Origin of the sequence: Pseudomonas sp. BLCC-B112 (assembly GCF_028550695.1) — a bacterium.
In the GTDB taxonomy this organism is placed as follows: domain Bacteria; phylum Pseudomonadota; class Gammaproteobacteria; order Pseudomonadales; family Pseudomonadaceae; genus Aquipseudomonas; species Aquipseudomonas danubii.
Map to the genome: position 1 here is coordinate 206,480 of NZ_JAQQGK010000006.1, position 16,069 is coordinate 222,548.

The window sequence follows — 16,069 nt, forward strand, 5'->3', positions numbered from 1 at the left end:
GACGAACTTGTTATACGCACCCCATCGCAGGAGCTGGCTTGCCAACGATCAGCGGCGTGTCAGGCAGGCCGCGAATCGCTGGCAAGCCAGCGCCTACAAAGGGATCGCGGTGGCTGGGCCACCGCGTGCTTTTTTAGTCTTCCAGCAGCTCTTCGGCCTGGCCCAGGATGTTGTCCAGGGTGAAACCGAACTCTTCGAACAAGGCCGGCGCAGGCGCCGACTCGCCGTAGGTGGTCATGCCGATCACCCGGCCTTCCAGACCCACGTACTTGTACCAGAAGTCGGCGTGAGCAGCTTCGATGGCGATCCGCGCGCTGACCTGCAACGGCAGAACCGATTGCTTGTAGCCCGCGTCCTGAGCGTCGAACACGCTGGTGCACGGCATGGAAACCACGCGCACCTTGCGGCCCTGCTCAGTCAGCTTGTCGAAAGCCTGGACCGCCAGGCCCACTTCCGAACCGGTGGCAATCAGGATCAGCTCAGGCTCGCCTGCGCAGTCTTTCAACACGTAGCCACCGCGGCTGATGTCGGCGATCTGCCCGGCATCACGGGTTTGGTGCTGCAGGTTCTGGCGGGAGAAGATCAGCGCCGATGGGCCGTCCTTGCGCTCCAGGGCGTACTTCCAGGACACCGCCGACTCCACGGCATCGGCTGGACGCCAGGTGTCGAGGTTCGGGGTGCTGCGCAGGCTGGTCAGTTGTTCGATCGGCTGGTGAGTCGGACCGTCTTCGCCCAGACCGATGGAGTCGTGGGTGTAGACATGGATCACCCGCTGCTTCATCAGCGCCGACATGCGCACGGCGTTGCGTGCGTATTCCATGAACATCAGGAAGGTCGCGCCGTAAGGCACCAGGCCACCGTGCAAGGCAACGCCGTTCATGATGGCGGTCATGCCGAACTCGCGCACGCCGTAGTACATGTAGTTGCCGCTGGCGTCTTCAGCGCTGACGCCCTTGCAGCCTTTCCACAGGGTCAGGTTGGAACCGGCCAGGTCGGCCGAACCGCCGAGGAATTCAGGCAGCAGCGGGCCGAAGGCGTTCAGGGTGTTCTGGCTGGCTTTACGGCTGGCGATGGTTTCGCCCTTGGCCGCGACTTCAGCGATATAGGCATTGGCCTTCTCGGCAAAGTCCGCGGGCAGATCGCCCGCAAGGCGACGTACCAGTTCATTGGCTTCGGCAGGGAACGCAGCGGAGTAGGCAGCGAAACGCTGATCCCACTCGGCTTCCACGGCGCGACCGGCTTCCTTGGCGTCCCACTCGGCGTAGATGTCGGCCGGGATTTCGAACGGGCCATGGTTCCACTTCAGTGCAGCGCGGGTCAGGGCGATTTCCTCGGCACCCAGTGGTGCGCCGTGGCAGTCTTCCTTGCCCTGCTTGTTCGGCGAACCGAAACCGATGGTGGTCTTGCAGCAGATCAGGGTCGGCAACGGGCTCTTGCGCGCGGTGTCGATGGCGGTCTTGATCTCTTCCGGATCGTGGCCGTCGACGTTGCGGATCACTTGCCAGTTGTAGGCTTCGAAACGCTTCGGCGTGTCGTCGGTGAACCAGCCTTCGACTTCACCGTCGATGGAGATGCCGTTGTCATCGTAGAAGGCGATCAGCTTGCCCAGGCCCAGGGTACCGGCCAGGGAGGCTACTTCGTGGGAAATGCCTTCCATCATGCAGCCATCACCCAGGAATACGTAGGTGTGGTGATCAACGATGTCGTGACCTGGACGGTTGAACTGCGCCGCCAGGACTTTTTCCGCCAGGGCGAAGCCCACGGCATTGGCCAGGCCCTGACCCAGTGGGCCAGTGGTGGTTTCCACACCCGGGGTATAGCCGAATTCCGGGTGGCCCGGAGTGCGGCTGTGCAGTTGGCGGAAGTTCTTCAGGTCATCGATCGACAGGTCGTAGCCGGTCAGGTGCAGCAGCGAGTAGATCAGCATCGAGCCGTGACCGTTGGACAGCACGAAGCGGTCACGGTCGGCGAAGGATGGATTGCTCGGGTTGTGCTTGAGGTAGTCACGCCAAAGTACTTCGGCGATATCCGCCATACCCATGGGGGCACCTGGATGGCCGCTGTTGGCTTTTTGCACGGCATCCATGCTGAGGGCACGAATGGCGTTGGCACGCTCACGACGGCTGGGCATCGCTGATCTCCTGAGGATTGAATAAAACGAAACGGAAAAAAGGCCTGCATTTTCCCTCAGGCGTCTGGCGGGGGCAATGACAGATAGTCACTCAGGCATGTTTTTCCCAAGGATAAGCACTCAATCCACTGGAGAAACCCGCTCGCCGTTCGTTGACAAGGCAACGAACGGCTCTGGCAAAGCCCTGCAACAGCAATATCAAAAAGTTTTGATATTGCTGTTGCAGGGCTTTGCAGGCACCTCTAGACTGCGCCCCTATGAACCTGCACGCACCCTCCATTGAGCATGACGATTGCGACGAACTGGCCGCCCTGTGCAAGGCCGGCGGCGATCCTCTGAGGCTCAATGTATTGCGCGCACTGAGCAACGACTCGTTCGGTGTACTGGAACTGGCTCAGATCTTCGCCATCGGCCAGTCCGGCATGAGTCACCATTTGAAGGTCCTGGCCCAGGCCAACCTGGTGGCGACCCGCCGTGAAGGCAATGCGATTTTCTATCGCCGCGCCCTGCCCCATACCGAACTCCTGGGGGGCAAGCTTCACGCAGCACTGCTGGACGAAGTGGACCAGGTGCGGCTGCCGGCGGATGTCCAGGGCCGGATCGGCCTGGTGCACCGGCAACGGGCCGCAGCCAGCCAAGACTTTTTTTCCCGGGTGGCGGAGAAATTCCGCGCCCAGCAGGACCTGATCGCAGGACTGCCCCAGTACCGCGACAGTGTTCTCGCGCTGCTGGACCAGCTGAGTTTCAAGCCAATGGCCACGGCCATTGAAGTGGGCCCCGGTGACGGTGGATTTCTCCCTGAACTGGCCCGACGCTTTGCCCAGGTAACCGCTCTGGACAACAGTCCGGCAATGCTTGAACTGGCGCGCCAGCTGTGTGAGCGCGAAACATTGGCTAACGTCAGCCTGCAATTGGCCGATGCATTGGATGGCGTGCCACTGACGGCCGATTGCGTAGTGCTGAATATGGTCCTGCACCATTTCGCCGCACCGGCCGAAGCCCTCAAGCAAATGGCCCGATTGCTGCAACCAGGCGGCAGCCTGTTGGTAACAGACTTGTGCAGCCACAACCAGAGTTGGGCCAAAGAGGCTTGCGGCGATCTCTGGCTAGGGTTCGAACAAGATGATTTGGCCCGCTGGGCCAGCGCTGCGGGACTGACTCCCGGGGAAAGTCTCTATGTAGGCTTACGTAATGGTTTCCAGATCCAGGTCCGCCACTTTCAGCGACCGGCTGGCGACACTCACCATCGGTAAATTTTAGGAAACCGTCGAGATGAGCGAATACTCCCTTTTCACCTCCGAGTCCGTGTCTGAAGGGCATCCGGATAAAATCGCCGACCAGATTTCCGATGCGGTGCTGGACGCCATCATTGCCCAGGACAAGCATGCCCGTGTCGCGGTGGAAACCCTGGTCAAGACCGGTGTTGCGATCGTCGCCGGTGAAGTCACCACCAGCGCCTGGGTCGACCTGGAGCAGATCGTCCGCGACGTGATCTGCGACATCGGCTACACCAGCTCGGACGTCGGCTTCGACGGCGCCACCTGCGGCGTGATGAACATCATTGGCAAGCAGTCCCCCGACATCAACCAGGGCGTTGACCGCGCCAAGCCTGAAGATCAGGGCGCCGGCGACCAGGGCCTGATGTTCGGCTACGCCAGCAACGAAACCGCAGCGCTGATGCCGGCGCCGATTGCCTTCTCCCACCAACTGGTCCATCGCCAGGCTGAAGCCCGCAAATCGGGTCTGCTGCCATGGCTGCGTCCGGACGCCAAGTCCCAGGTCACCTGCCGCTATGAAAACGGCATCGTGGTCGGTATCGACGCCGTGGTGCTGTCGACCCAGCACAACCCGGAAGTGTCCTACAACGACCTGCGTGAAGGCGTGATGGAACTGATCGTCAAGCACGTGCTGCCAGCCGAGCTGCTGCACAAAGACACCCAGTTCCACATCAACCCGACCGGCCAGTTCATCATCGGTGGCCCGGTGGGCGACTGCGGCCTGACCGGCCGCAAGATCATCGTCGACAGCTACGGCGGCATGGCCCGTCACGGCGGTGGCGCGTTCTCCGGCAAGGACCCATCCAAGGTTGACCGTTCCGCCGCTTATGCCGGTCGCTACGTGGCCAAGAACATCGTTGCCGCCGGCCTGGCCGAGCGTTGCGAGATCCAGGTGTCCTACGCCATCGGCGTGGCGCAACCGACTTCGATCTCGCTGAACACCTTCGGCACCGGCAAGATCAGCGACGACAAGATCGTCAAGCTGGTACGCGAGCACTTCGACCTGCGTCCTTACGCGATCACCACCATGCTTGACCTGCTGCACCCGATGTACCAGGAAACCGCGGCCTACGGTCACTTCGGCCGTGCCCCACAAACCAAGACCGTGGGTGAGGACACCTTCACCACCTTCACTTGGGAAAAAACCGACCGCGCCGACGCCTTGCGCGCTGCTGCCGGCCTGTAAGCTTCACCTGGCAACATCCAAAGCCCCGCCCGGCTCGCCCGGCGGGGCTTTTTTGTGGCTGAAGGTTTCCTTGCAGAGCCAGCCGACAACCGTCGATACAGGGCCCTGCGCCATTGACGACGAGTTTTGGCGCCCGATGAAACACCCGGCAAACACCTTCGTCCAAGCCCACAGCCAATCCCCTCTAGCCTTTAGCGCATGCCCATCAGAGCAAGGATGCTCCCCATGCTGCCAAGACTCTTCCTGCTGCTTCTGGCCCTCGCCGCTCTACCCGCTCAGGCCCAATGTCCTGACTGGCCAACGTCCCAGGCCAACCTGGAAATCACCGCCCTGCAACAACAGCTCAAGAACTGGGACACCCGCTACCACCGGCACGGCCAATCGCCTGTAGCCGACGAGCTCTACGACCAGTCCCGTCAGCGCCTGGCCAACCTGCGGCACTGCTTTCCACAGATTCCCGTGACAGCGGACCGGCCGTTGCTCGACGCCCGGGGCAGCATCCCCCACCCTATTGCTCACACCGGAGTGGAAAAACTCCCCGATGACAATGCCGTCCAGCTCTGGCTAAAAGGTCGCGAAGGTGTTTGGGCGCAACCCAAGATCGACGGCGTGGCCGTGACCCTGATCTACCGTCAGGGTCGCTTCCACCAGGCGTTAAGTCGGGGTGACGGCCTGCTGGGCCATGACTGGAGCGCCAGCGCCCGTCAGATCCCGGCCATCCCCAAACAATTGCCACAGCCCGTGGACCTGCTGCTGCAAGGGGAGCTGTATCAACGACTGGAGCAACACATCCAGTCCCGCGCGGGCAGCCTCAATGCTCGCAGCCGGGTCGCCGGATGGCTGGCACGCAAACACCTGTCGAGGGCAGAAGCACAGCAGATCGGCCTGTTTGTCTGGGACTGGCCTCAAGGCACCGCCATCTTGAGTGAACGCCTGGAGCAACTGGCGCAACTGGGTTTTCCCGAGGGCGGTGAATACAGCCGGCCCATCACCGGGTTCAGCGAAGCTCGGCAATGGCGAGAGCACTGGTACCGCTCACCCCTGCCCTTCGCCAGCGACGGCATCATCCTGCGACAGAGCCAGCGCCCGGCCGCCGAGCGCTGGCAGGCCAAAGCGCCGCACTGGATCGCCGCGTGGAAATATCCCTACGCCCAGGCCCTGGCCCATGTGCGTCAGGTGCGATTCCGCATCGGCCGCACCGGACGCATCACCCCTTTGCTGGATATCGAGCCTGTCACCCTCGACGACCGACAGATCCGTCGCGTCAGCGTCGGCTCGCTACAACGCTGGCGGGCACTGGATATAGCGCCCGGCGATCAGGTGGCCATCAGCCTTGCCGGATTGACCATTCCGCGTCTGGAGAGCGTGGTACTCAGGAGCCCGCAACGCCAGGCCATCCAGGCTCCGGCCCAGGAGGACTTTCATGGCTTGAGCTGCTGGCAGCCCTCTCCCGGTTGCGAGAGTCAGTTTCTCGCGCGGCTGACCTGGCTCGGCAGCAAACAGGGCCTGGACCTGCAGAATATCGGCGAGCGAACCTGGAGCAGGCTGATTGAAACAGGGCGTATCAAAGGCCTGTTGGATTGGCTGACCCTGGATCAGGCGGAGCTTGCTAACATTGCCGGCTTCGGCAAGCGCAGCAGCTCTCGTTTACTCGAGAGCCTGCACCGGGCAAGACAGCAACCCTTCCCTCGCTGGCTGAAATCCCTGGGGCTGCCCCCCAGTGGCTCAGCTGACCTGAGCGGGCCATGGCAAACCCTGGCGCTGAAAAGCAGCCAGGACTGGCAGGACGAGGCAGGAATAGGAGCGGAACGTGCTGCGCAACTGATGGCATTCTTTCGTGATCCACAGGTACTGGCCCTGCGTGCCACCTTGAGTGAAGCGGGTATCGAAGGTTTTTAATCCATCATCCTGGGGCGCAGGTTGAACCACCCAGGCGGGATTGGGTTCCAACACCCCACTCCCGATGCCAGCGTCAATATTTTAATTGGTTATTTTTTGATCTTTTTTCCACCTGGAGCCTTCCATGAAACTGTTTCCATCCCTCGCTGCCTTGACCCTGTGCAGCCTGATGAGCGCGCCCCTGCTGGCCGCCGAACAAGCTCCGCAACTGACCGGTTGTGCCGCCAAGCGCCAAGCGATCATGACCCAGATTGAACAAGCCAAGGCTCATGGCAATAGCAATCAGCAAGCCGGCCTGGAGCGCGCCCTGAGTGAAGTCAACGCCCACTGCACCGATGCCTCGCTGAAGAAGGATCGGGAAAACAAGGTGCTGGAAGCCAAGCACGAAGTCAGCCGGCGCCAGGCCGATCTGGAAAAAGCCATGAAGAAAGGCGACTCGGAGAAGATCAACAAGCGCAAGGACAAACTCGCCGAATCCCGCAAGGAACTGCAGCAAGCCCTGGACGAGCTGGACAAGTAAGCGGCGCTTGTCGTGGCGAGGGAGACTGCTCCCTCGCCAGCGCAAAACACCTTGTCAGAACCGCCACTCAGTGATTGCGGAATTCTTTGTGACAAGCACTGCAGACATCCTCGACCTTCTGCACTGCCGGCCCCAGGTTACTGGCCTTGTAAGGCTGGACCTGGCTGATGGTCACCAGTTCACCGGTGGCCGCCTCCAGGTTGCGTGCCAGCTCCTGGAACCGCGCCTGCTTGCGCCAGACGTCATCGGTGGCGCTGGTGTGATCTTCTTCCTTGACCTCGGGGAAGTGCTTCCAGGGTTCATGGGACAGGCTGTCGAGCTTGACCGCACCTTCGGCAAAACGCGCACCGTCGAAAGGAATCCGCCCACGCAGCATGCCCCCCAGGTCCTCGCCGGTCTTGAGCATCTGTTTGAAAATTGCCTTGCGCTGACCCAGGGGAGAGTTGGGATCGACACCGCCACAGGCGGAAAGCGTCAGGCAGGCCAGCAATACAACAGAAAGTCTTTTTAGCGTCATGGTGGCTTCAGGTCAGGTCACGGAAACGGCGGCCAGTATCCTCGCCTCCCCGGCAAACACCAATAGCCCTATTAACAATAGGGGTTGCCCACTGCCACCCAGTCTGTGGATAACCCTTCAAGGAAATACAGCATGAACCCGAGCTTCCTCCGCTGGCGTCGCCACCTGCTCTGGACCCTGCCAGCCCTGGCGCTGCTTGCCGGCTGCAACGGCGGCGATAACGGCAAGCTTGCGCCAACCCACGCCTTGGCCACCTACAACAGTACGCCCTGGGAGTCGTTGCCCAGCGTAGCCGATAACGACCTGCTGGCCGGCTTCGGCTCCTGGCGCAGTGCCTGCAACCGCCTGAAAGCCGACCCGGTGTGGGGCGCCACCTGTGCTGCAGCGGCCAACGTGCCACAGACTCCGGCTGCCATCCGCGACTTTCTCAAGGAACACCTGGAAGTCTATGGGCTGCGCTCGGGCAGCGGCAGCAGCACCGGCTTGATCACCGGCTATTACGAACCGGTGTATCCCGGCAGCCTGACCCAGACCCGAACGGCCAATGTACCGGTGTACGGCGTGCCGGACGACATGATCATCGTCGCTCTGGACAGCCTCTATCCGGAACTCAAGGGCAAGCGCCTGAGGGGCCGCCTCGAAGGCCGGGTGCTCAAGCCCTATGACGATGCCGCGACCATCGAAGCCAAGGGGGTGAAGGCTCCGGTGCTGGCCTGGCTGACCGATCCGATGGACCTGCAATTCCTGCAGATCCAGGGGTCGGGAAGGATCCAGCTGGATGACGGTCGCCAACTGCGGATCGGCTACGCCGACCAGAATGGCCACCCGTACCGGCCCATCGGCCGCTGGTTGGTGGAGCAGGGGGAACTGAAAAAAGAGGACGTGACCATGGGCACCATCGCCGCCTGGGCCAAGGCCCATCCGACGCGGATTCCCGAACTGCTGGGCAGCAACCCAAGCTACGTGTTCTTCAATCGCAACCCGGACAGCAACGAAGGCCCCCGTGGCTCATTGAACGTGCCGCTGACTTCCGGCTACAGCGTCGCAGTGGATCGCAAGGTCATTCCCCTGGGCAGCCTGCTGTGGCTGTCCACCACTCGTCCCGACGGCAGCAGCCTGGTACGTCCCGTAGCCGCTCAGGACACAGGCGGCGCGATTACCGGAGAAGTCCGTGCCGATTTGTTCTGGGGCACCGGCGAGGCGGCCGGGCAACTGGCCGGCGACATGAAGCAGCAGGGGCAGATCTGGATGCTCTGGCCCAAGGGCGCGGCGCTGCCCAAAGTACCGGAAGTGCCCGATACCCCTTGACCCCAGTAGCAGCCGGCTTGCCGGCGGAGGCGACCATGAAGACGCTTTCGCCGGCAAGAGGGTGTTTCAGACTGAAACGAAGAAGAAACTGGCGATCAGGCCCATGCCCACGAACCACACCAGGGACCGCAGGATCGCCCAGTCCGCCAGGTAGCAGATCATGTACAGCAGGCGGCTGGTGACAAACAGCACCGCCAGGACGTTGATGGTCACCAGTTCGGCGTTACCCGCCACATGGGCAATGATCACCGCCGCAGCAAATGCCGGAGTCACCTCGAAACCATTGAGCTGCGCGTTGTGGGCACGCTTGGGCAGCCCCTCCAGGGTACTCAGGAACGCCCGTGGGTCATGGTTGTAGCGAAGCCCGTATTTGCCTGCGCCCTTGGCGATGGCGGTACACAGGTAGGGCAGAACAATTGCGATCAACACACACCAGAAAGCGACAGTCATGGAGCAAATCCTTTTTTAGAGTTTTAGGGAGTGTTCAGAACTTCATCACCAACATGCCAATCAGCACCAATCCACAGGCTAAGAGCCGTGGCCGGCCGAAAGGTTCTTTCAGGTAGCGCATACCGAACAGCACCACCAGAATCACACTGATTTCACGCAGCGCCGCCGCTTCTGCAATCGAGCCCAACTGCATGGCCCAAAGCACCAGAGCGTAGCTGAACAGTACACAGAAGCCGACGCTCAGCCCCAAGCGCCACTGCTCACGCCAGAACTGCGCGAACGCGGGCCGCTTCCACACCACAGCCACCAGGGGAAAGGGCCAGGCGCTGAGCAGCGTGACCCAGGTCAGGTAGTCCAGCGGGTGCGACCAGCGGCGCAGGGCCTGGCCGTCGATAAAGGTATAGCAACCGATGCACAGGCCGATCAGCGCCACCACCGGCAGCATGCTCCAGGGCAGGCGCGCGCCGCCTCCGCCTTGCCAGAGCAGACACAGCATGCCGAAAGGAATCAGCAGGATGCCGAGGATCTGCTGGGTGCTCAGGACCTCGCCGGCAAAAATCAGGGTCAGGGCCAGCACTACCAGGGGCGACAAGCCGCGCATCAATGGATAGACCAGCCCCAGGTCACCTACCCGATACGCCTGGATCAGCAAATAGCGGTACAAGAGTTCGAAGGCCGCCGAGGCGATGATCCAGGGCCAGATCTGCGGCGGCGGCCACTGTAGGAAAAACAGCATGATCGCCACGAACAGCAACGCCACGCTGTCCATGCAGGCCACCACCAGCAATCGTTCACCGCTGAACTTGATCAGGGTGTTCCATGCCGCATGCAGCAGCGCCGCCACCAGAACCAGACTTGTCGCCAGCACCTCACACTCCCTGTTTGCCTGAAGGTCATCGGATCTCGTGCGGCACGGTCATGCTTGGGCAAAGTGCCCGACCACAGAGCGGGAATCCTCGCATGCCGGCTGCCCGGCCTGCACTGGTTGCCCGCTTTTTTGGCAGTGGCGACAGCGAATTCGGCAGCATGGGCGTGCCCGGGGCATTTTTACCGCCAGGCCTGCAACGTCGCCCCCTCGCTGCGGTCAATGGGTGCGGCTCAACAGCATTGCCGTGGCAAGGGAGCGGACTCCCGCGCCATAACGAACTGTGTCCCGTCCCGTCGCCGGCACATCAAACCTTTGGCCTGAAAGAGTTCAGGCTGCTTTTCCTGCGATCATCCAAAGGAGTCCGGATGCTTGAACTTGTCGCTGCTTTTATCTGCCTGACCACCCTGCTCACCTACGTCAACTTCCGTTTTATCGGCCTGCCGCCGACCATCGGCGTGATGGTCACCGCCCTGCTCTTTTCCTTGTTGCTGCAAGGACTGAGCTACCTCGGTTTCCCCGGCCTGGAAGAGCATGTCGAGGAACTGATCGGCAAGATCGACTTCGGCGACCTGCTGATGAACTGGATGCTGTCGTTCCTGCTGTTCGCCGGCGCCCTGCACGTCAACCTCAACGATCTGCGCAGCTATCGCTGGCCCATCGGCCTGTTGGCCACCGTCGGCGTGCTGATCGCCACCTTCGTCATCGGCAGCCTGGCCTACTGGATCTTCGGCCTGTTCGGCTGGCACGTAAGTTTCCTCTATTGCCTGCTGTTCGGCGCACTGATTTCCCCCACCGACCCCATCGCGGTGCTGGGCGTACTGCGGACCGCCAACGCCTCCAAGCCGCTGAAGACCACTATCGTCGGCGAGTCGCTGTTCAACGACGGCACGGCGGTCGTGGTGTTCACCGTGCTGCTGGGCATCGCCCAACTGGGTGAAACCCCGACAGTGAGCGCCACTGCCTGGCTGTTCGTGCATGAAGCCATCGGCGGCGTGGTGTTCGGCGGGCTGATCGGCTACCTGGTGTACCTGATGATCAAGAGCATCGAGCAGCACCAGATCGAAGTGATGCTGACCCTGGCTCTAGTGATCGGTGGTTCGGCCATGGCCAGCGAGATCCACGTATCGGCACCGATCGCCATGGTGGTAGCCGGCCTGATCATCGGCAATCTGGGGCGCAACCTGGCGATGAACGACATGACCCGGCGTTACCTGGATGGTTTCTGGGAACTGCTGGACGACATGCTCAACGCCCTGCTGTTCGCCCTGATCGGCCTGGAACTGTTGCTGCTGCCGTTCAACTGGCTGCACCTGGCGGCCGCGAGCCTGCTGGCAGTGGCTATCGTACTGTCGCGCCTGTTGACCGTGGCCCCGGCAATCCTCCTGCTGCGCCGCTGGCGCAGCGTGCCCCGGGGCACCATTCGCGTGCTGACCTGGGGTGGCCTGCGCGGTGGCGTCTCAGTGGCGCTGGCGCTGGCCCTGCCCCTGGGGCCGGAACGCGACCTGGTGCTGAGCATCACCTACATCGTGGTGCTGTCCTCGATCCTGCTGCAGGGTCTGAGCATCGGCAAGCTGGTGCGCCATGTCACCCAGGAAACCCCGGCAGCCAAGACCGAGGCCCACTGATCACTTCTTGATCTGTCGCGGATCGGGTGCCCCTGCCCGATCCGCGTTTTTGTTCGGCGTGCCGCTCTCGCTGCGCACCTGGGCATGGCTGATCAGAGCGAAGATGAAACTGCCGCCGATGATGTTCCCCGCCAGGGTCGGCCCGGCGAACACCTGCCAGAAATCCCGCCACCCCAACTCGCCGGCAAACACCAGGTAAGAGACTTCGGCCGAGCCCACCACTATGTGGGTGAAGTCCCCCAGCGCCATCAGGTAGGTGATGAGGATGATGATCCACATCTTGGCGCTCTCCATGGACGGAATCATCCACACCATGGTGGCGATCATCCAGCCGGAGATAATGCCCTTGGCGAACATCTGCGAGCTGTCGTTCTCCATCACCTTGCGGCCGATTTCCAGAAAGGCCTGGTCGGTTCGGCTGTCGAAGATCGGCAGGTGCAGCATCACGTAGGCCACCAGCAAGGTGCCGCACAGGTTACCCACCAGCACCACGCCCCATAAGCGCAACAACCGCCCGAAGTTCTGCAGGCTCGGCTTGCTCATCACCGGCAATACCGCGGTCAGAGTATTTTCCGTAAACAGTTGCTGGCGCGCGAGAATCACCGCCAGAAAGCCCGCACAGTAGCCGAAGCTGGCGATCACTTTGAAGGCTTCGCCATCCGGCAGGCGGGAGTTGAGCAGGCCCATGCCCATCAGGGACAGGCCCATGGTCAGGCCGGCAGCCAAAGCCGACCACCACAGGGCAGCGACGCTGCGCTCCAGCTCCTGATCGCCCTGGGTGCGGATGATTTCATGCAGGACCGCCGCGCGGGGCGGCTGGTTACGGTCGACGTCCTGCTGCTCCGCGGCCGAAAGACCGGGGGTTTTACCGTCGTGTCGAGTGTCCATGGGAGTCCTGAACCAGGTGGGTCGTATGAGTTACGACATGCGAGGTTCAGGGCTGTTCCGTTCGGATTGGAGACCTCAGGCTGGCGAATGGGGTCAAGGCCCTCGCCGGCGCGTGGGTTCAGGCTTCGTCCTTGAACTGGTCCTTGACGTATTTGATTTCGGTGCGCCCGTGAGGCGCCGGCAGGCCGTCTTCACCCAGGTTGACGAAGACCATCTTCTCTACGGTGAGAATGGATTTGCGGGTGATCTTGTTGCGTACTTCGCAGGTCAGGGTAATGGAGGTGCGACCGAACTCGGTGGCGGTGATGCCCAGCTCAATGATGTCGCCCTGGCGTGAGGCACTGACGAAGTTGATTTCCGAGATGTACTTGGTGACCACTCGCTGGTTGCCCAGCTGGACAATGGCGTAGATCGCCGCTTCTTCGTCGATCCAGCGCAACAGGCTGCCGCCGAACAGCGTGCCGTTGGGGTTGAGGTCTTCGGGCTTTACCCACTTGCGGGTGTGGAAATTCATATTCACTCCTGACCGTCCTGCCAATTGATGCCCGGCATAATGGCAGACCGGACGGTCATGCTCTACGCAACATCGACTATGGTCGCGATTAACGATCTTCATCCAGGCGACAGAAACACTTTTGGAAGTCTGGCTCTGGCGGCTATAATCGCCACCGTTTCAAAACGGTCATCTGCACTTGATACCGTTTTCCCGCCACCTGTCCGAGGGGCGCTGCAGCAGGCATGACCTGTCAGGCTCGGATGGGGCGTTGTCGGTACAGGCTTCCCTGTACGGACACTAAACGCACAACGGCGCCCATTCGCACACTACGAATGGAGGCTCTTCATGAGCGCTGTAAACACGCCTGCAGATTTTACCGACTACAAAGTCGCCGACATTTCCCTGGCCGCCTGGGGCCGTCGCGAAACCATCATCGCCGAGTCGGAAATGCCCGCTCTGATGGGTCTGCGCCGCAAGTACCTGGCTGAACAGCCACTCAAGGGCGCGAAAATCCTCGGCTGCATCCACATGACCATTCAGACCGCCGTACTGATCGAAACCCTGGTTGCCCTGGGTGCCGAAGTACGCTGGTCGTCCTGCAACATCTTCTCGACTCAAGACCAGGCCGCTGCCTCCATCGCCGCCGCCGGCATTCCTGTGTTCGCCTGGAAAGGCGAAACCGAACAAGAGTACGAGTGGTGCCTGGAGCAGACCATCCTCAAGGATGGCCAGCCTTGGGACGCCAACATGATCCTCGACGACGGCGGCGACCTGACCCAGCTGCTGCACGACAAATACCCACAGGTACTGGATCGCGTTCACGGCGTGACCGAAGAAACCACCACCGGCGTACACCGCCTGCTGGACATGCTGGCCAAGGGCGAGCTGAAGATTCCTGCGATCAACGTCAACGACTCGGTGACCAAGAGCAAGAACGACAACAAGTACGGCTGCCGTCACAGCCTGAACGACGCCATCAAGCGCGGCACCGACCACCTGCTGTCCGGCAAGCAAGCGCTGGTCATCGGCTACGGTGACGTGGGCAAGGGCTCGGCCCAGTCCCTGCGTCAGGAAGGCATGATCGTCAAGGTTTCCGAAGTCGACCCGATCTGCGCCATGCAAGCCTGCATGGACGGTTTCGAACTGGTTTCGCCGTTCATCGACGGTATCAACAACGGCACCGAAGCCTGCATCGACAAGGCCCTGCTGGGCAAGATCGACCTGATCGTTACCACCACCGGTAACGTCAATGTTTGCGACGCAAACATGCTCAAGGCCCTGAAAAAGCGCGCCGTGGTCTGCAACATCGGCCACTTCGACAACGAAATCGACACCGCTTTCATGCGCAAGCACTGGGCATGGGAAGAAGTGAAGCCACAGGTACACAAGATCCACCGTACCGGCCATGGCGATTTCGACCCACAGAACGACGACTACCTGATCCTGCTGGCCGAAGGCCGCCTGGTGAACCTGGGCAACGCCACTGGTCACCCAAGCCGCATCATGGACGGTTCGTTCGCCAACCAGGTTCTGGCACAGATCTTCCTGTTCGGCCAGAAGTACGCCGACCTGTCGCCAGCCCAGAAAGCCGAGCGCCTGACCGTTGAAGTCCTGCCGAAGAAACTCGACGAAGAAGTGGCCCTGGAAATGGTTCGCGGCTTCGGCGGCGTGGTCACTCAACTGACCAAGCAACAGGCTGACTACATCGGCGTGACCGTCGAAGGTCCGTTCAAGCCAGACGCTTATCGCTACTAAGAGCAGCTGCAAGCGTTGAGCTTCAAGCGGCAAGCCAGGGCCACAAGCCGGGCTTGCCGCACAAAGCCTCACGCTTTGCCCCTATTTGCTTAAACAGTGTCAGGCAACAGGCTCCAGAATCAGGAGATGAGCGCACCCACGCTTCTCTTGGCGCTTTCAGCTTGCGGCTTGTAGCTGGAGGTTGCTTCCATGTCCCAAGATCGTCGCTACAGCTTCGAGTTCTTTCCGACCAAGACCGATGCTGGGCATGAAAAACTGCTTGCCACTGCCCGTCAGCTGGCCAGCTACAACCCCGACTTCTTCTCCTGCACCTACGGTGCCGGCGGCTCGACCCGTGATCGTACGGTCAACACCGTGCTGCAACTGGAGAGCGAAGTAAAAGTCCCTGCCGCACCGCACCTGTCTTGCGTCGGCGACAGCAAGGACGACCTGCGCGGTCTGCTGCAGCAGTATCAGGCAGCTGGCATCAAGCGCATCGTTGCCCTGCGCGGCGACCTGCCTTCGGGCATGGGCATGGCCAGCGGCGAGTTGCGCCACGCCAACGATCTGGTGAGCTTCATTCGTGAAGAAACCGGCAGCCACTTCCATATAGAAGTCGCCGCCTATCCGGAGATGCACCCGCAAGCGCGCAACTTCGAAGACGATCTCACCCATTTCGTACGCAAGGCCAATGCCGGTGCCGACAGTGCGATCACCCAGTACTTCTTCAATGCCGACAGCTACTTCTACTTCGTCGAGCGCGTGCAGAAGATGGGCGTAAACATCCCGATCGTGCCGGGCATCATGCCGATCACCAACTACAGCAAGCTGGCGCGTTTTTCCGACGCCTGCGGCGCGGAGATCCCTCGCTGGATCCGCAAGCAACTGGAAGCCTACGGTGACGACAGCACCAGCATCCAGGCTTTCGGTGAGCAGGTCATCAGCCAGATGTGCGAGCGCCTGCTGCAGGGCGGCGCACCAGGACTGCACTTCTACACCCTGAACCAGGCCGACCCGAGCCTGGCCATCTGGAACAACCTGAAGCTGCCGCGCTGATCGGCAACACTTCACCAGGCCCCGGCGCAAACCGGGGCCTTTTTATTTGCCCAAGCCTTGAGCCAGAGCGGCTGGAACTCCCCCTAGCAATTGCATGATCTCTCGTCGTAATCT

At 61.4% G+C, this 16,069-nt stretch carries 14 protein-coding genes and 1 riboswitch; of the genes, 8 read left to right on the plus strand and 6 right to left on the minus strand.

Annotated features, from left to right (window positions below):
• Positions 1 to 133: 133 nt before the first annotated feature.
• Positions 134 to 2,131, minus strand: a complete 1,998-nt coding sequence (gene tkt / locus PQT43_RS17435) for a transketolase (protein ID WP_102862037.1) — start codon at positions 2,129 to 2,131, stop codon at positions 134 to 136.
• A 257-nt stretch (positions 2,132 to 2,388) separates the two neighbouring features.
• Here tkt and PQT43_RS17440 point away from each other — a divergent pair, with 257 nt between their 5' ends.
• From PQT43_RS17440 to PQT43_RS17455, 4 genes are all read left to right on the plus strand, one after another.
• Entirely contained in the window at positions 2,389 to 3,384 is a 996-nt protein-coding gene (locus PQT43_RS17440) for an ArsR/SmtB family transcription factor (RefSeq protein WP_110594379.1), read from the plus strand.
• 19 nt (positions 3,385 to 3,403) lie between these two features.
• Positions 3,404 to 4,594, plus strand: a complete 1,191-nt coding sequence (gene metK, locus PQT43_RS17445; protein WP_110594377.1) for a methionine adenosyltransferase — start codon at positions 3,404 to 3,406, stop codon at positions 4,592 to 4,594.
• Between the two features lie 216 nt (positions 4,595 to 4,810).
• Positions 4,811 to 6,493 carry an NAD-dependent DNA ligase LigB gene (ligB, locus tag PQT43_RS17450; protein WP_272754359.1) on the plus strand — a complete coding sequence of 561 codons (1,683 nt, stop codon included), beginning with the start codon at positions 4,811 to 4,813 and terminating at the stop codon, positions 6,491 to 6,493.
• Between the two features lie 124 nt (positions 6,494 to 6,617).
• On the plus strand, positions 6,618 to 7,013 hold the full coding sequence (locus tag PQT43_RS17455; protein ID WP_102862041.1) for a DUF1090 domain-containing protein: 396 nt from the start codon (positions 6,618 to 6,620) through the stop codon (positions 7,011 to 7,013).
• Between the two features lie 67 nt (positions 7,014 to 7,080).
• On the opposite strand, the gene PQT43_RS17460 is transcribed toward PQT43_RS17455, so the two are convergent.
• Positions 7,081 to 7,530, minus strand: coding sequence for a c-type cytochrome (locus PQT43_RS17460; RefSeq protein ID WP_025131121.1), 450 nt, complete (start codon positions 7,528 to 7,530; stop codon positions 7,081 to 7,083).
• A 132-nt stretch (positions 7,531 to 7,662) separates the two neighbouring features.
• Between PQT43_RS17460 and mltA the strand changes: the two genes are divergently transcribed.
• Positions 7,663 to 8,838 (plus strand): murein transglycosylase A, encoded by a 1,176-nt coding sequence (mltA, locus tag PQT43_RS17465; RefSeq protein ID WP_267269046.1) that lies wholly within the window; start codon positions 7,663 to 7,665, stop codon positions 8,836 to 8,838.
• 66 nt (positions 8,839 to 8,904) lie between these two features.
• On the opposite strand, the gene PQT43_RS17470 is transcribed toward mltA, so the two are convergent.
• Both PQT43_RS17470 and PQT43_RS17475 read right to left on the minus strand, forming a co-directional pair.
• A complete protein-coding gene (locus PQT43_RS17470) occupies positions 8,905 to 9,288 on the minus strand; it encodes an MAPEG family protein (protein WP_102862043.1) in 384 nt (127 codons plus the stop codon).
• A gap of 34 nt (positions 9,289 to 9,322) precedes the next feature.
• Complete coding sequence (locus PQT43_RS17475) at positions 9,323 to 10,156, minus strand: EamA family transporter (protein WP_170001831.1); 834 nt, start codon at positions 10,154 to 10,156, stop codon at positions 9,323 to 9,325.
• A 365-nt stretch (positions 10,157 to 10,521) separates the two neighbouring features.
• Here PQT43_RS17475 and PQT43_RS17480 point away from each other — a divergent pair, with 365 nt between their 5' ends.
• On the plus strand, positions 10,522 to 11,781 hold the full coding sequence (locus PQT43_RS17480) for a cation:proton antiporter (protein WP_123389898.1): 1,260 nt from the start codon (positions 10,522 to 10,524) through the stop codon (positions 11,779 to 11,781).
• Here PQT43_RS17480 and PQT43_RS17485 read toward each other — a convergent pair whose 3' ends face one another.
• Both PQT43_RS17485 and PQT43_RS17490 read right to left on the minus strand, forming a co-directional pair.
• Positions 11,782 to 12,669 (minus strand): formate/nitrite transporter family protein, encoded by an 888-nt coding sequence (locus PQT43_RS17485; protein WP_102862046.1) that lies wholly within the window; start codon positions 12,667 to 12,669, stop codon positions 11,782 to 11,784.
• Between the two features lie 118 nt (positions 12,670 to 12,787).
• Positions 12,788 to 13,183, minus strand: coding sequence for an acyl-CoA thioesterase (locus PQT43_RS17490; protein ID WP_060841501.1), 396 nt, complete (start codon positions 13,181 to 13,183; stop codon positions 12,788 to 12,790).
• 199 nt (positions 13,184 to 13,382) lie between these two features.
• Positions 13,383 to 13,489, plus strand: a riboswitch (S-adenosyl-L-homocysteine riboswitch).
• Between the two features lie 21 nt (positions 13,490 to 13,510).
• Between PQT43_RS17490 and ahcY the strand changes: the two genes are divergently transcribed.
• Entirely contained in the window at positions 13,511 to 14,920 is a 1,410-nt protein-coding gene (gene ahcY / locus PQT43_RS17495; protein WP_102862047.1) for an adenosylhomocysteinase, read from the plus strand.
• Between the two features lie 189 nt (positions 14,921 to 15,109).
• The gene (gene metF / locus PQT43_RS17500) at positions 15,110 to 15,955 is read left to right on the plus strand and encodes a methylenetetrahydrofolate reductase [NAD(P)H] (protein WP_102881139.1); all 846 of its coding nucleotides are present in this window, start codon (positions 15,110 to 15,112) and stop codon (positions 15,953 to 15,955) included.
• The last annotated feature ends 114 nt before the right edge of the window (positions 15,956 to 16,069 follow it).

Bases quoted from the DNA above. Each gene is read 5' to 3' on its own strand.
- tkt (WP_102862037.1), bottom strand. From the start codon at position 2,131: ATGCCCAGCCGTCGTGAGCGTGCCAACGCCATTCGTGCCCTCAGCATG.
- PQT43_RS17440 (WP_110594379.1), top strand. From the start codon at position 2,389: ATGAACCTGCACGCACCCTCCATTGAGCATGACGATTGCGACGAACTG.
- metK (WP_110594377.1), top strand. From the start codon at position 3,404: ATGAGCGAATACTCCCTTTTCACCTCCGAGTCCGTGTCTGAAGGGCAT.
- ligB (WP_272754359.1), top strand. From the start codon at position 4,811: ATGCTCCCCATGCTGCCAAGACTCTTCCTGCTGCTTCTGGCCCTCGCC.
- PQT43_RS17455 (WP_102862041.1), top strand. From the start codon at position 6,618: ATGAAACTGTTTCCATCCCTCGCTGCCTTGACCCTGTGCAGCCTGATG.
- PQT43_RS17460 (WP_025131121.1), bottom strand. From the start codon at position 7,530: ATGACGCTAAAAAGACTTTCTGTTGTATTGCTGGCCTGCCTGACGCTT.
- mltA (WP_267269046.1), top strand. From the start codon at position 7,663: ATGAACCCGAGCTTCCTCCGCTGGCGTCGCCACCTGCTCTGGACCCTG.
- PQT43_RS17470 (WP_102862043.1), bottom strand. From the start codon at position 9,288: ATGACTGTCGCTTTCTGGTGTGTGTTGATCGCAATTGTTCTGCCCTAC.
- PQT43_RS17480 (WP_123389898.1), top strand. From the start codon at position 10,522: ATGCTTGAACTTGTCGCTGCTTTTATCTGCCTGACCACCCTGCTCACC.
- PQT43_RS17485 (WP_102862046.1), bottom strand. From the start codon at position 12,669: ATGGACACTCGACACGACGGTAAAACCCCCGGTCTTTCGGCCGCGGAG.
- PQT43_RS17490 (WP_060841501.1), bottom strand. From the start codon at position 13,183: ATGAATTTCCACACCCGCAAGTGGGTAAAGCCCGAAGACCTCAACCCC.
- ahcY (WP_102862047.1), top strand. From the start codon at position 13,511: ATGAGCGCTGTAAACACGCCTGCAGATTTTACCGACTACAAAGTCGCC.
- metF (WP_102881139.1), top strand. From the start codon at position 15,110: ATGTCCCAAGATCGTCGCTACAGCTTCGAGTTCTTTCCGACCAAGACC.